The 16,931-nt window shown below is 66.0% G+C and carries 2 protein-coding genes (1 of these 2 running past the window's edge); both read left to right on the plus strand.

Annotation, left to right across the window (positions count from 1 at the left end; all coding sequences use genetic code 11):
• The gene (locus tag ACIBCN_RS36645) at nt 1-15,279 is read left to right on the plus strand and encodes an amino acid adenylation domain-containing protein (protein WP_396996532.1); all 15,279 of its coding nucleotides are present in this window, start codon (nt 1-3) and stop codon (nt 15,277-15,279) included.
• Nucleotides 15,279-16,931, plus strand: partial view of a non-ribosomal peptide synthase/polyketide synthase gene (locus ACIBCN_RS36650; protein WP_396996613.1) — the beginning only. 19,128 nt of this gene lie beyond the right edge of the window; 1,653 of the gene's 20,781 nt are visible here — the first part of the coding sequence; it begins with the start codon at nt 15,279-15,281; its stop codon lies off the right edge, out of view. Before ACIBCN_RS36645 ends, ACIBCN_RS36650 begins: the two co-directional genes overlap by 1 nt.

Below are 16,931 nucleotides of genomic sequence, written 5' to 3' on the forward strand. Positions count from 1 at the left end.
ATGCAATCGGGAAACAAATCACTGCTGCGCAGTCTGACTTCTATTCAGAAAGAATTGTGGATAGCGCACGAGCTGGCGGATATTCCTAATAATTGCATCATCTACGTCGACATTCACGCCGAGTTGGCACTGGACCATTTCTTCACCGCGCTGCGGCACGCGTTCGCCGAATCCGAGGCACTGACGGTGAATTTCGTGCGCGGCGCCGACGGGCCGATGCAGGTCGAACGGGACACCACCGACTGGACACCGTCCTACCTGGATCTCACCGAGAAGCGGGATCCGGTCGCCGCCGCACTCGACTACATGGCTCGCGAACGCGAGGTCGGTTTCGATCTCGAGCAGGACGCGCTGCTGAGCGTCGCGGTGCTCGAGGTCGGCGACAACCACTACATCATGTCGATGTGCTTCGACCACATCATCATGGACGGTGTCGGCGTGGCCACCTGGGCCCAGCGGGTACTCGACGTGTACGGCGCGTTGGTAGCCGGAAAGCCCATCGCGCCAGCGGGATTCGCGCATATCGACGACATCATCGACAGTGATATCGAGTATCGCCGCACCCAGCAGGCGGCTGATCGGGCGTACTGGGGCAGCCGGATCCCGGCCGGAATCGATCCGGTGCGACTTCCCGGCAGCGCCGACGATGGCGTCGGGCCGGGCAGAGTCGGTGGCACCCACGGCTTTTCGGGCGTTGAGCTCGGCGAGCTGATGAGTGTCGCGCAATCGATCGGTGTCAAGCTGCCCTACCTGTTGATGTCCGTCGCGGCCGCGGCCATCCAGCGCTACGCGTTGCGCGACGAATTCTGTGTGCAGATACCGGTGTCCAATCGAGTCGGCGTCGCGGGCCGAACGCCGTGTCAGCTCTCGGACACCGTGCCCATGCTGGTCGAGTCGAGCAGGGACCTCTCGCTCGGCGAGCTTGCCGCGCGGATCCATCACACCATCTCGAGTGCGCGCGACCACCTGCGATACGGCTTGTCGGACATCCGGCGTGATCTGAAAATGCCGAACACCCAAGGGAATCCGTTCGGCCCGGTGATCAACGTCATGTCGTTCTTCGGTGCGCTGGAGATGACCGGCGGAACGGCCGATCTCCAGGTCTACTCGGCGGGCAACAGCGGGGATCTGACGATCGTCTTCTACTACGAGCGGCAGTCGTCTCGCGGCGGCTACCTGCGGATCGAGGGGGACGCGAAGCTCTACACCGACGACGACCTGCAGGGCTACCTCGGATCGATCGCTCGTTACCTGCGGCAGGCGATAGCGGACCATCGCGCGCCGATCGGGTCGGTCGATGTGCTCGGCGCCGATCGCGAGCTGGTGGTGCAGGGGTGGAACGACACGGCGGTGCCGGTGGATCCGGCGGCGACCTTGGTGGGGATGTTCGAAGACCGGGTGCGGCAAGCACCGGACTCGGTGGCCGTGGTGTCCGGTGATGTCGAGGTCTCCTATCGCGAGCTGGACGCGCGGGCGAACGGCGTTGCCCGAACCCTGATTTCGCGCGGCGTACGCCCGGACAGCGTGGTGGCGGTGGCCTTGCCGCGGTCGGTGGAGCTGATCGTCGCGATCCTGGCGGTATCGAAAGCCGGTGGCGCGTACCTGCCGATCGACCCGGCCTACCCGGTTGAGCGGCTGGCGTTCGTGCTCGGCGATGCCGCACCCGTCGCCGTGCTCACCGACGTCGCCACCTCGAAAGTGCTGCCGCACAACAAGAGTCCCCAAGTCCTCATGGAACAGATCGAGGTAGCACGGTCTGCGGTGGACCGGCCTGCGACGCCGCGGCCCGGCAATCTCGCGTACCTGATCTACACCTCCGGTTCCACCGGAACGCCGAAGGGCGTCGCCGTCACCCACCGCAACGCGGCCTCGCTCTTCCAGAGCACCGCGCCCTGGTGCGCGTTCGGTGCCGACGATGTCTGGGCGTGGTGTCACTCCCAGGCCTTCGACTTCTCGGTCTGGGAGATCTGGGGCGCGCTGCTGCACGGCGGCCGGGTGATCGTGGTGCCCTGGGACGTGGTGCGCACCCCCGCGCAGCTGTGGCACCTGGTGGTCGGCAAGGGCGTGACGATCCTCAATCAGACGCCGTCAGCGTTCTATGCGCTGGCGGAGGCTCGATCATCTTGTGGCACTACCGAATCCGCGCTGCGGATGGTGATATTCGGCGGTGCGGCGCTGCACCCAGCCCACCTGCGGCCCTGGTATTCCTCCGGTCACGGCGACCTGCCCGAGCTGGTGAACATGTACGGGATCACCGAAACCACGGTGCACGTCACCAAGCTGGATCTGTCGGCGGCGCAGGTCACCCGTGGCGGCAGCCCGATCGGAGCCCCGCTCGGGAATCTGCGGGCGTTCGTGCTCGATCCGTGGTTGGCGCCGGTTCCGGTCGGGGTGGCCGGTGAATTGTATGTCGCCGGTGCGCAATTGGCGCGTGGCTATCACGGTCGGGCGGGGCTGACCGCGGCCCGATTCGTGGCCGACCCGTTCGATCCGGATGGCGGCCGGTTGTATCGCACCGGTGATGTGGTCCGCTGGACCTGGGGCGGGGTGCTGGAGTTCGTCGGCCGGGCCGACGATCAGGTGAAGATCCGTGGGTTCCGGGTGGAGCCCGGCGAGGTCGAAACCGCGCTGGCGCAACACCCTTCGGTGTCGCAGGCGGTGGTGGTCGCCCTCGACGCCGAGGACGGCAAGCAACTGGTCGGGTATGTGGTCGCCGAGCACGGCATCCCGGCGGCGGGCAATGGCCACGGGTCCGGCCTCGATGGCGCGGAGGTGCGCCGGTTCGCCGCCGAACGGCTGCCGGAGTTCCTGGTGCCGACCGTGGTGATGGTGATCGACGCGGTGCCGCTGACGCCGAACGGAAAGCTCGACCGCGCCGCGCTGCCCGCCCCCGAGTTCGCCTCCTCGATGGCGTACCGGGTGCCGAGTAACGACGGCGAGCGGGCGCTGGCCGTGTTGTTCGCCGAGGTGCTCGGGCTCGACCGGGTCGGCGTCGACGACAGCTTCTTCGAGCTCGGCGGGCATTCCCTGTCCGCCACCCGGCTGATCAGCCGGATCAGGGTGGTGCTCGGCGTCGAGGTGCCGATTCGGACGGTCTTCGACGCGCCGACGGTGGCGCAGTTGGCTACTCGGCTCGATACCGATGTGCAGATCCGCCCGACGCTGCAGGTCCGTCCGCGGCCGGAGGTGGTTCCCCTGTCGTTCGCGCAGCGGCGGTTGTGGTTCATCCACCGGCTGGAGGGGCCGTCGGCCACCTACAACATGCCGTTGGCCGCCAGGTTGACCGGCGCGTTCGACGCGGCGGCCTTCGCGGCCGCACTCGGCGATGTCGTTGCGCGGCACGAGAGTCTGCGCACGATCTTCGTCGAGGCCGATGGTGTGCCCGCTCAGCAGGTTCTCGATGCGGGCAGCGTCGAGGTGCCGATCACGGTGACCGACGTGGATCCGGCCGAAGTCGATGCGGCGGTTGCCAAGGCGGCCGCGCATCGATTCGACCTGTCGACGCAGATCCCGTTGCGGGCCAGTGTGTTTCGGTACGGTACCGACGACTGGTTGCTAGTGCTGTTGATTCACCACATCGCCGGTGATGGCTGGTCGGCGACGGTGACGTTGCGGGATCTGTCCGCGGCATATGCGGCGCGTACCGAAGGCAGGGCCCCGGAGTGGGCGCCGATGCCGGTGCAGTACGTGGATTACGCGCTGTGGCAACAAGAGTTGCTCGGTTCGCCGACCGATCCGGAGAGTGTGCTGGCGCGGCAGTTCGAGTACTGGCGTGCGGAGCTCGACGGTGTGCCGGAGCAGTTGGTGTTGCCGACCGATCGGCCTCGCCCGCGGGTGGCCAGCTACCGCGGCGACGCGGTGCGTTTCAGCATAGCTACGCAACTGCGCGCGGACGTGGAGCGGGTGGCCGGTCGCGAAGGTGCGACGGTGTCGATGGTGTGGCAGTCGGCGTTGGCCGTGCTGTTGAGCAAACTCGGTGCGGGGCAGGATATTCCGGTCGGCTCGCCGATCGCCGGTCGGACCGATGACGCCCTGTCCGATCTGGTCGGCTTCTTCGTCAACACGTGGGTGCTGCGTGCTGCCGTCGTCCCGGCTGCGTCGTTTACCGAGCTGCTCGGCCAGGTCCGGGCAAAAGCGTTGGCGGCCTACGAGAATCAGGACGCCCCGTTCGACACGCTGGTCGAGTTGCTCAACCCGGCCCGGTCGGCGGCACACCATCCGTTGTTCCAGGTACTGCTCACGTTGCAGAACAACGCCGTGCCGAACTTGGCGCTGCCCGGGGTCGTGGTCGAACCGTATACGGCGCCTGTCACCACGTCGCGATTCGATCTGACGTTCAACATCGGTGACGCCGTCGCCGGTCGGCGAGACAACGGGAACGCTGCTGCCCCACTCGGCTGGGACGGGTACATCGAATACGCCACCGACCTTTTCGATCGGTCCACGGTCGAGGCCATGGCGCGGCGTCTGGTGCGGATACTGCAACTGCTGGTGCGGAACCCGGACGCCCCGGTCGGATCCATCGATGTGCTCGATGCCGACGAACGCGACCTCGTGCTGAATCGGTGGAATGACACCACCGTTTCGGACGACCGGGATGTCACCATAGTCGAGCTGTTCCAAGCGCAGGTCGCTGCGACCCCGGATGCCGTCGCGGTCGTCCACGCGGATACCGAGGTGTCGTACCGGGACCTCGATACTCGGGTTGATCGGCTCGCGCGGGTCTTGATCTCGCGCGGCGTGGGTCCGGATTGCGTTGTCGCGGTAGCGTTGCCTCGCTCGGTGGATTTGATCGTGGCATTGCTGGCGGTACTGAAGGCTGGTGGCGGGTATCTGCCGATCGATCCGGCATATCCCTCGGATCGGTTGGCGTTCATCCTCACCGACGCCGCCCCGGTCATCGTCCTCACCGATCGAGTCACGGCAAACACGCTGCCGCACAACACGACACCACACCTCTACCTCAATGCACTCGATACCACCGGCGCGGTTGGTAGCGCCCAGGCTGTCACCGTACGGTCCGGCAACTTGGCATATCTGATCTACACGTCCGGCTCGACCGGCGTGCCCAAAGGTGTTGCCGTCACCCACCGTAACGTGGCCAACCTTGCCGCCCAGTCGTGGTCGATCGGGCCCGGTGAGCGGGTCCTGGTGCATTCCTCGATTGCCTTCGACGCCTCCACCTACGAGATCTGGCCCGCGCTGATCGGCGGCGGCACCGTGGTGTTGGCCGGCGAGCAGCGCTCGGACCCGGCCGAGATCACCGGCCTGGTCGCGGCCCGGTCGGTCACCAAGATGTTCTCGACACCGGCCTTGCTCTCGGTGTTGCTCGATCAGGTCGAAGCGCTGCCCGACAACTCATTCCGAAGCTTGACGCAGGTGATCGTCGGTGGCGCCGAACTCACCTCGGGCTTGGTGCGCCGACTGCGAACGAGCACCGCCGGTGTCGAGGTAGCCAACGGTTACGGCCCGACCGAAACTACAGTGTTCACTACGGTGTTCGCCGCGACCTGCGCATCGGACAGCCCTGCCTCAGTGCCGATCGGCTCTGCGTTGGCGAACGTGCGGGTGTTCGTGCTTGATTCGTGGCTGCTGCCGGCCCCGGTAGGGGTGGCCGGCGAGTTGTACGTCGCTGGAGCGCAGTTGGCCCGCGGCTACCACGGTCAGTCGGGATTGACCGCCGCCCGTTTCGTGGCCGATCCGTTCGATCCGACCGGCGGGCGGTTGTATCGCACCGGTGATGTGGTGCGGTGGAATGCCGCCGGGCAGCTGGAATTCGTGGGACGGGCCGATGATCAGGTCAAGATCCGCGGGTTCCGAGTGGAACCCGGCGAGGTCGAAGCCGCACTGGCGCACCATCCTTCGGTATCTCAGGCGGTGGTGGTAGCGGTCGAGACCGATGGCGGCAAGCAGTTGGTCGGCTATGTGGTCGCCGATCGAACCATCCCGGTCGAGGGCAACGGTCATGCGGCTGAGACTGCGCTTGATGGTGCCAAGGTGCGTAAGTTCGTGGCGGATCGGTTGCCGGAGTTCATGGTGCCGTCGGTGGTGATGGTGATCGACTCGGTGCCGTTGACCGCGAACGGGAAACTGGATCGTGAAGCGTTGCCGGATCCGGAGCTGGTGTCCTCGGTGCGGTATCGGGCGCCGGGCACCGAGCGGGAGCGGGTCCTGGCCGAATTATTCGGCGAAGTCCTCGGACGTGACGGAGTCGGCGTAGACGACAGCTTCTTCGAACTGGGTGGTCATTCGCTGCTGGCTACCCGCCTGGCCAGTCGAATTCGGGTGGTGTTGGGCGTAGAGGTGCCGATCCGGACGGTCTTCGATGCTCCGACAGTGGCGCAGTTGGTGACAAGGCTCGATGCGGGTGTGCAGGTCCGCCCGACACTGTTGGCCGGACCGCGTCCTGAGGTTGTTCCGTTGTCGTTCGCGCAGCGGAGACTGTGGTTCATCCATCGACTCGAGGGCCCGTCGGCCACCTACAACATGGCGCTGGCGGTGCGGTTGCATGGTGCGGATGTCGCGGCGTTGCGTGCGGCAATCAGCGATGTCGTTGCCAAGCACGAGAGTCTGCGTACGGTCTTCGTCGCTACCGATGGCGTGCCTGCTCAGCGGGTGCTCGACGCCGATCGCGTCGAGGTTCCGTTCGCGGTGACCGACGTCGGTGGTACCGAGCTGGCTGCGTCGGTGACCGCGGCGGTGCGCTACGGATTCGATCTGTCGTCGGAAATCCCGCTGCGCGCCAGCGTGTTCCGCTACGCCGCCGGTGAGTGCGTGTTGGTGTTGTTGATTCACCACATCGCCGGCGATGGCTGGTCGCTGACTCCGCTGTTGCGAGACTTGTCGGTGGCGTACGCGGCGCGTCTGGAGGATCGGGAGCCCGGGTGGGGACCGTTGCCAGTCCAGTACGTGGACTACACGTTGTGGCAGCGGGAATTGCTCGGCTCCGCATCCGATCCCGACAGCTTGCTGTCGCAGCAGTTCAACTATTGGCGGGCCGAGCTCGACGGATTGCCCGAGCAGTTGCGACTGCCGATGGATCGGCCGCGTCCGCGCGTGGCCAGCTATCGCGGAGACGTGGTCCCGTTCGGCATCGATCCCGAGAGCCGTACCGCGGTGGAACGATTGGCCAGCCGTGAAGGTGCCACGGTGTCGATGGTGCTCCAGTCGGCATTGGCCGTGCTGCTGTTCAAACTCGGTGCCGGAGAGGATATTCCGATCGGTGCTCCGATCGCCGGTCGTACCGATGAAGCGTTGACCGACCTGGTGGGGTTCTTCGTCAACACCTGGGTACTGCGCGCGACCGTCGCTCCGGCGGCGTCGTTCGCCGAGCTGTTGAGCCAGGTCAGGGCGAAAGCGTTGGCCGGGTACGAAAATCAGGATGTTCCTTTCGAGCTGCTCGTCGAATTGCTGAACCCGGCCCGCTCGGCGGCGTATCACCCGTTGTTCCAGGTGACGATGGCGTTCCAGAACAACACGCTGCCTGCCCTGGATCTTTCCGGTGTGCGGATCGAGCCCTACCCCGCGTCCATCGCGACCGCGCGGTTGGACTTGTTCTTCAATGTCGCCGATGCGCCCGCCGGTGCTGGCTGGGATGGGTTCGTCGAGTACGCGACCGAGTTGTTCGATCGGTCGACGGTCGACACGATGGCGCAGCGGTTGGTGCGCTTGCTGCAGCAGCTGGTGTCGGCCCCGGAGGTCGCCGTGGGGTCGATCGATGTGCTCGGCAGTGTTGAACGCGAACTGGTGCTGAATCATTGGAACGACACCACCGTTGCCGTCCCCGACACCACTCTGGTCGGGTTGTTGCAGACCCAGGTCGCCCGAACACCCGACGCGGTCGCTGTGGTCTGCGCGGATACCGAGCTGACCTATCGGGAACTCGATCTCCGAGCCGACAGGTTGGCGCGAGCGCTGGCCGCGCGCGGGGTGGGTCCGGATGGTGTTGTCGCGGTCGCGTTGCCGCGGTCCGCGGAACTGATCGTGGCGCTGGTCGCGGTGCTGAAGGCCGGTGGCGCGTATCTGCCGATCGATCCGGCATATCCCTCGGATCGGTTGGAGTTCGTACTCGCCGACGCCGCGCCGGTCGTCGTCGTGACCGATGCCGCGACCGCGCCCTCGTTGCCGCACACGGCAACCCCTCGCCTGCACCTCGATACGATCGGTGCGCAGGACTGGACGGGTCAGCATCGGGCTGCCGCGCCGCAGAATTTGGCGTATGTGATCTACACGTCCGGATCTACCGGTGTTCCTAAAGGTGTTGGGATCACTCATCGTAACGTGGTGAGCTTGGTGGGTTCGTCGTGGTCGGCCGGTCCTGATGATCGGGTGCTGGTGCATACCTCGATCGCCTTCGACGCCTCTACTTATGAGGTCTGGCCGGCTCTGTGTGGCGGTGCCACGGTGGTGGTGACCGGTGAGCAGCGTTCGGATCTGGTGGAGATTACTCGGCTGATCGCGACGCACTCGGTGACGAAGATGTTCGCGACGCCACTGTTGTTGTCGGCGTTGGCTGATCACGTGGATTGTTTGCCCGGCAGCCCTTTACGGTCACTGCGCCGGATTATTGTCGGTGGTGCGGAGCTGACCGCGACGGTGGTGCGGAAGTTGAACGCGAAGTACGTCGAGGCGCAGGTTATGAATGGGTACGGGCCCACCGAAACCACGGCGTGTGTCACCGATTTCGATGTGGTGGACGATCTCGACGGGCCGGTTCCGATCGGTGTGCCGGTGGCGAATACGCGGGCGTTTGTGCTCGATGAGTGGCTGGTGCCGGTGCCGATCGGTGTGGCGGGTGAGTTGTATGTCGCCGGTGCGCAATTGGGGCGTGGTTATCGCGGCCGGGCGGGGTTGACCGCGGCCAGGTTCGTGGCCGACCCGTTCGATTCGAGCGGTGGTGGTCGGCTGTATCGCACCGGTGATGTGGTGCACTGGAACAGCGCGGGCCAGTTGGAGTTCGAGGGCCGGGCCGACGATCAGGTCAAGATTCGCGGCTTCCGGGTAGAGCCTGGCGAAGTGGAAACGGTGCTCGCGCAACATCCTTCGGTGACCAGAGCGGTGGTGGTGGCACGCGATACGGACAGCGGCAAGCAACTGGTCGGGTATGTGGTCGCTGACCAGCCCGGGCCGGTCGTCGGTGAAGACGAATTGGTGGGGCAGTGGCGTCGGGTATACGACGACCTGTACTCCGGACTCGACATCGGCAAAGACGATGGCACTCACCGTGTCTCCACTGAGGTGGTCGAGTTCGGTTCGGACTTCGGCGGCTGGGACAGCAGCTACACCGGGGCACCGATTCCGCTGGAGCAGATGCGGGAATGGCGGTCGGCGACGGTCGACCGGATTCGCGGACTGAAACCGCGGCGGGTGCTCGAGATCGGTGTCGGCTCGGGATTGTTGCTGTCGCAGTTGGCGCCCGACTGCGAAGAGTACTGGGCGTCGGACGTCTCCGCCGCCACCATCTCCTCGTTGCGACAACAGTTGGCCGAACTCGACGCGGGATGGACTGATCGTGTCGTGTTGCGGGCGCAAGCGGGCGATGACTCCGACGGGCTGCCGGAGGGTCATTTCGACACTGTGGTGCTGAACTCCGTCATTCAGTATTTCCCGAGCCAGAACTACCTGCGCACCGTCCTGGAACAGGTGCTGAGGTTGCTGGCCCCCGGTGGTGCGGTATTCGTCGGCGATGTGCGCAATCTGGCGCTGCTGGAGGAGTTCACCACCGCGGTACAGATCAGTCGCAACGGTGGTGAAGACCCTGTCGCGGTAGGCGACCGAGTCCGTCGAGACATCTCCGCTGAACAAGAGCTGTTGCTGGCGCCGGAGTACTTCGTGGGGTTGAGCAGCGACGCAACCGGATTCGACGCCGTCGATATCCAGCTCAAACGCGGATTGTCGATCAACGAGCTGACCCGATACCGCTACGACGTGGTCTTGCACAAAGCTCCGACGAAACCCCTTTCGGTTGCCGATGTGCCGAAAGTCGTTTTCCGCGGTCACGAATGGCTGCGCAGCCTGCTGCACATCCGACATACCGACGGAGTGCGGGTCACCGGGATCCCGCACGCCGGACTGATCGGGGAAGTCGAAGCGACACGCCGAATCCGGGCAGGTCTGCCCGGCACCACCACCGACGAACTCGGCGCCGGTTTCGAGGATATTCTCGAAACCATCACCGACCGGCCGAGTGCGGGTCTGGTGCCCGAGGATCTGCACGCGCTCGGCCGGCAATTCGGATACACGACCGCGGTCACCTGGTCCGCGGAGCCGGACCGGATGGACGCCGTGTTCATCGAGATCGCGACCGCACAGGGCCAACCACTGACCGACGTGTATGCCGCAGCGGCGCCCGTGGACGATCCCCGCGGGTACGCCAACAGCCCCCATGCGGGCCTGCTGGCCGCCGAGGTGCGCCGCTGGGTGGCCGAGCGCCTGCCCGAGTTCATGGTGCCCGCGACGGTGCTGGTGATCGACTCGGTGCCGCTGACCGCGAGTGGCAAGCTCGATCGTGCGGCGCTGCCTGATCCCGAGTTCGGCGCCGCTCTGCAGTATCGAGCCCCGCGCACCGAGCGGGAGCGGGTCCTGGCCGACTTGTTCGCCGAGATCCTCGGACTCGACCGGGTCGGCGTCGACGACAGCTTCTTCGCACTGGGTGGCCACTCGTTGCTCGCCACTCGCCTGGTCAGTCGGATTCGAGTAATGCTTGGCGTCGAGGTGCCGATCCGGACGGTCTTCGATGCGCCGACGGTGGCGGAGTTGGTGCCCCGACTCGATGCGGAAGCGCAAGTGCGCCCGGCATTGTCGCCTCGGCCGCGGCCGGACGTGGTGCCGCTGTCGTTCGCGCAGCGGCGGTTGTGGTTCATCCACCGTCTCGAAGGGCCCTCTGCCACTTACAACATGGCCTTGGCCGTGCGGTTGCACGGGGTGGATGTGTCGGTCTGGCGTGCGGCGATTGGTGATGTTGTCGCGCGGCACGAGAGTTTGCGGACGGTCTTCATCGACGTCGACGGTGTGCCGTCGCAGCGGGTTCTCGATGCCGACAGCGTCGAGGTGCCGGTAATTGTCGCCGATATAGATCCGGCCGAAGTGGATGCGTCGGTGACCGCGGCGGTGCGGTATGGATTCGATCTGTCGTCCGAGATACCCCTGCGTGCCAGCGTGTTCCGGCACGGTGCCGACGAATGTGTCGCCGTGGTGCTGATTCATCACATCGCCGCCGACGGCTGGTCGATGACGCCGTTGCTGCGCGATCTTTCGGAGGCGTATGCCGCGCGTCTCGCGGATCGGGCGCCGGAGTGGGAGCCGCTGCCGGTGCAGTACGTGGATTACACGCTGTGGCAGCGGGAAGTGCTCGGGTCGTCGGACGACCCGGACAGTCCGCTGTCGCGGCAGTTCACCTATTGGCGTACCGAGCTCGACGGGCTGCCCGAACAGCTGCGGCTGCCCACCGATCGTCCGCGTCCACTGGTGGCCAGCTATCGCGGTGACATGGTGCTGTTCGGGATCGACGCCGAGATTCGCGGCGCGGTCGAGCGTTTGGCGGCGCGCGAGGGTGCGACGGTATCGATGGTGCTGCAGTCGGCATTGGCGGTGCTGCTGTTCAAACTCGGTGCGGGGGACGATATTCCGCTCGGCTCGCCGATCGCCGGACGCACGGATGAGGCGCTGACCGATCTTGTCGGGTTCTTTGTCAACTCCTGGGTGCTGCGGGCGCGGGTGTCTCCGGCGGCGTCGTTCCGCGAGATCCTGGCTCGGGTCAGGGCGAAAGCGCTGGCCGCCTACGAGAACCAGGACGTCCCGTTCGAGTTGCTCGTCGAGTTGCTCAATCCGGCTCGGTCGGCGGCGCATCACCCGTTGTTCCAGGTGTCGCTGGCGTTCCAGAACAACACCCTGCCCGACCTCGCATTGTCCGGTGCGCGGATCGAGCCGTACCGCGCGACCACCGCGACCGCACGGTTCGATCTGTTCTTCAATATCGCCGACGCCGCCGCCGGTCAGCCGTGGAACGGGCTGGTCGAGTACGCGACCGAGCTGTTCGACCGGCCGACGGTCGAGACCATGGTGGCGCGGTTCGTGCGCATACTGCGCCAGATCGTGTCGGACCCCGGCTGGCCGGTGGGCTCGATCGACGTTCTCGATACCGGCGAACGCGAACTGGTGTTGCGCCGATGGAATGACACCACCGCCGCGGTCGCCGACGGCACCATGGTCGGCCTGCTCGAGGCGCAGGTCGGCCGCACCCCGGACGCGGTGGCGGTGGTCTGCGGCGGAACGCGGCTCACCTATCGGGAATTCGACGCTCGCGCTGAGCAATTGGCGCGTGCCCTGGTCGAGCGCGGCGTTGGTCCCGACACCATCGTCGCGGTGGCACTGCCCCGTTCCGCTGACCTGATCGTGGCATTGCTGGCGGTATGGAAAGCGGGTGGCGGGTACCTGCCGATCGATCCGGCTTATCCGTCGGATCGACTGGCGTTCATTCTCGACGACGCCGCGCCGGTCGTCGTCGTGACCGACTCCGGAACCGCACCTCTGCTGCCGAGCACCACCGCGCCGCACCTCTATCTCGACGGCGCCGAGGTATGGAAACGGCCCGGCACCGCACCGACCGTCGCGGTGTGGCCGCAGAATTTGGCCTATGTGATCTACACGTCCGGGTCCACCGGAGTCCCCAAAGCTGTTGGTATCACGCACCGTAACGTGGCGAGCCTGGTCGGCTCGTCGTGGTCGGCCGGTCCCGATGATCGGGTGCTGGTGCATACCTCGATCGCCTTCGACGCCTCTACTTATGAGGTCTGGCCTGCGCTGTGCGGCGGTGCCACCGTGGTGGTGACCGGTGAGCAGCGTTCGGATCTGGTGGAGATCACCCGGCTGATCGCGACGCACTCGGTGACGAAGATGTTCGCGACGCCACCGTTGCTGTCGGCGTTGGTCGATCACGTGGATTGTTTGCCCGACAGCCCCTTACGGTCACTGCGCCGGATCATTGTCGGTGGTGCGGAGCTGACGGCGACGGTGGTGCGGAAGTTGAACGCGAAGTACGTCGAGGCTCAGGTTATGAATGGGTACGGGCCCACCGAAACCACGGCGTGTGTCACCGATTTCGACGCGGTGGACGAGCAGGACGGGCCCGTTCCGATCGGTGTGCCGGTGGCGAATACCCGGGCGTTCGTGCTCGACGAGTGGCTGGTGCCGGTGCCGATCGGTGTCGCGGGTGAGTTGTATGTCGCCGGTGCGCAATTGGGGCGCGGTTATCGCGGCCGCGCGGGGTTGACCGCGGCCAGGTTCGTGGCCGACCCGTTCGATTCGAGCGGCGGTGGTCGGCTGTATCGCACCGGTGACGTGGTGCGCTGGACCTCGGCCGGGGTGCTGGAGTTCGCGGGCCGGGTGGACGATCAGGTCAAGATCCGTGGCTTCCGGGTCGAGCCCGGCGAAGTCGAAACCGTGATGGCACAGCATCCTGCGGTATCTCGAGCGGTGGTGGTGGCTCGGGACACCGAGATCGGCGGCACGCAGCTCATCGGTTACGTCGTCGCCGATCGTTCCGGGCCGGTCGTCGCCGAAGACGAACTGGTCGGCGTGTGGCGGCGGGTGTACGACGACCTGTACGCCGGAGCGGGCAAGACCAACGGCAACGGCAAGACGAATGGCAACGGCAATGGGAACGGTTCCCTGCGTGCGGCCGGGTTCGGTTCGGATTTCGGTGGCTGGAACAGCAGTTACACCGGTGCGGCGATTCCGGTCGAGCAGATGCGCGAATGGCGGTCGGCGACGGTCGATCGGATCCGGGGACTGAAACCGCGGCGGGTGCTCGAGATCGGTGTCGGCTCGGGATTGTTGTTGTCGCAGTTGGCACCCGACTGCGCGGAGTACTGGGCGACGGACCTGTCCGCCGCGACCATCGCCACCGTGCGAGAGCAGCTGGCCGAGCTGAATGCGGGCTGGGTCGACCGGGTCTCGCTGAGCGCTCAGGCGGCGGATGACATCACCGGATTGCCGACCGGCTACTTCGACACCGTCGTATTGAACTCCGTCGCACAGTATTTCCCCGGCGAACGGTATTTGCGTCGAGTCCTCGAACAGGCGCACGGCCTGTTAGCTCCCGGTGGCGCGATGTTCGTCGGCGATGTCCGCAATCTCGCACTGCTGGAGGAATTCACCACCGCGGTCCATATCAGTCGCCACGACGGCGACGACCCCGCGGTGGTCGCCGATCGGGTGCGCCGCGAGATGTCGGCCGAGCGAGAGCTGCTGGTGGCGCCGGAGTACTTCCTGGCACTTCGGCACGGCGAGAACGGGTTCGACGCCGTCGACATCCAGCTCAAACGCGGATTCTCGGTCAACGAGTTGACCAGGTATCGCTACGACGTGGTGCTGCACAAGTCCCCGACGGCACAGCGGTCCGTCGCCGATACGCCGAAAGTGAAATTCCGCGATCATGATTGGCTGCGCACTCTGCTGCACACCGAACACCCCGACGGCATTCGCGTCACAGGCATTCCGCACGCCGGATTGACCGGACAGATCGACGCCGTCGACCGGGTCCGCAGCGGCCATTCGACGTCGCCCGGCGACCGAACAGACCCCCTAGGAGCGAATTTCGAAGGAACGCTCGCGTCCATTGCCGACCGGGTGAGCGCGGGGTTGCTGCCCGAAGACCTGCACGTGCTCGGCGGGCAACTCGGCTACCGCACCGCGGTCACCTGGTCCACGAAGCCGGGCCGGATGGACGCGGTATTCCTCGACGCCGCGGCAGTAGCGGGACAACCCTTGACCGACATCTACGTGCCGGCGGACGCGGTCGATGATCCGGCCGTTTACGCCAACTATCCGCAGGACACCCTGCTGCCCGCGGGCGTGCGCACGTTCGTGGCGGCGCGATTGCCAGATTTCATGGTTCCGGCGGCGGTGATGGTTATCGACGCGGTGCCGCTGACGGCGAACGGCAAGCTCGATCGTGGCGCACTGCCGGATCCGGAGTTGTTGTCCGCCAAAGAATATCGTGCCCCGCGGACCGAGCGAGAAAGGACACTGACCGAGTTGTTCAGCGAAATACTCGGCGTCGGCCGGGTCGGCGTGGACGACAGCTTCTTCGCGCTGGGCGGTCACTCGCTGCTGGCGACCCGCCTGGCCAGCCGGATCCGCGCGGTGATGGGCGTCGAAGTGCCGATCCGAGTGATGTTCGAGGCGGCGACGGTCGCCGAACTCACGGGCCGATGGCCCCAGTTGGCGCAGTCTCGTCGGCCGGCGCTTCGCAGGATGAATCGAGAGGTGGGTCTGTGATGATTCCATTGTCGTTTGCGCAGCGGCGGTTGTGGTTCATCCACCGCCTGGAGGGGCCGTCGGCCACCTACAACATGCCGTTGACGGTGCGATTGACGGGTGTCTTCGATGCGGCGGCGTTCGCGGCCGCGGTCGGTGACGTGGTCGGCAGGCACGAGAGTCTGCGCACGGTCTTCGTGGAAGTCGACGGCGTGCCCGGCCAGGAAGTGCTCGACGTCGACCGGGTCGACGTGCCGGTCACCATCGTCGACGTCGATTCCGCCGAACTGGCCGGCGCGGTGACCGCGGCGGCGCGCTACGCGTTCGATCTGTCGACGGAAATTCCGATCCGCGCCAACGTCTTTCGGTATGCGTCCGAAGAGTGCGTGGTGATGTTGCTGATTCACCACATCGCCGGTGACGGTTGGTCGATGGGCCCGCTGCTGCGGGATCTGTCGGAGGCGTACGGCGCGCGGCGGCTCGGTCAGGCACCGGAGTGGGAGCCGTTGCCGGTGCAATATGTGGATTACACGTTGTGGCAGCAGGAATTGCTCGGCTCGCACGCCGACCCGGACAGTGTGGTGTCGCAGCAGTTCGAGTACTGGCGTGCCGAACTCGATGGCCTGCCAGAGCAGTTGCGGTTGCCGACCGACCGGCCGCGGCCGCGCGTGGCCAGCTATCGCGGGGACATAGTGGTCTTCCGGATCGATCCCGCGATCCGCACCGCGGTGGAAAACTTGGCCGCCCGCGAGGGCGCGACGGTGTCGATGGTGTTGCAGTCGGCCTTGGCCGTGCTGCTGTTCAAACTCGGAGCGGGGGAAGATATTCCGATCGGGTCGCCGATCGCCGGACGCACCGACGATGCATTGAACGATCTCGTGGGGTTCTTCGTCAACACCTGGGTCTTGCGGACCGCGGTCGCGCCGGAGGCGTCGTTCGCCGAAATAGTCGGCCAGGTGCGGGCGAAAGCCTTGGCCGCCTACGAGAATCAGGACATTCCGTTCGAACTGCTTGTCGAGCTGCTCAACCCGGTTCGGTCGGCCTCGCATCACCCGTTGTTCCAGGTGCTGTTGAGCTTTCAGAACAACACCGCGCCCACCCTGGAGTTGGCGGGCGTCGAGTTCGAACCGTATGCCCTCGCGGCGATGACCGCGCAATTCGATCTGACCTTCAACATCGGCGATGCCGCCACGGGGGAGCGACGCAACGGCCACGCCCCCGGCCCGGCCGGGTGGGACGTGTACGCCGAGTACGCCACCGACCTGTTCGACCGGTCCACCATCGAGGCGATGGTGGCGCGGCTGGATCGGATCCTGCGGTCGATCGTGGCGGATCCGGCGGCGCCGGTGGGGTCGATCGATGTGCTCGATGCCGACGAACGTGAGTCGGTGTTACGTCGGTGGAACGACACCACCGTGCCCGTCGACCCGGATGGCACCGCCGTCGGACTGTTTCAAGCGCAGGTCGCTCGGACGCCGGACGCGGTCGCGGTGGCCTGCGCCGATACCGAGGTGACCTATCGGCAACTCGATGTCCGATCCAACGGAGTGGCGCGCGAGCTGATCTCGCGTGACGTCGGTCCGGATGATGTTGTCGCGGTGGCCTTGCCACGGTCGGCGGAGTTGATCGTGGCGTTGCTGGGCGTGTTGAAGGCCGGTGGGGCGTACTTGCCG

The sequence above is a fragment of the Nocardia sp. NPDC051052 genome (genome assembly GCF_044456045.1).
Lineage (GTDB): Bacteria > Actinomycetota > Actinomycetes > Mycobacteriales > Mycobacteriaceae > Nocardia.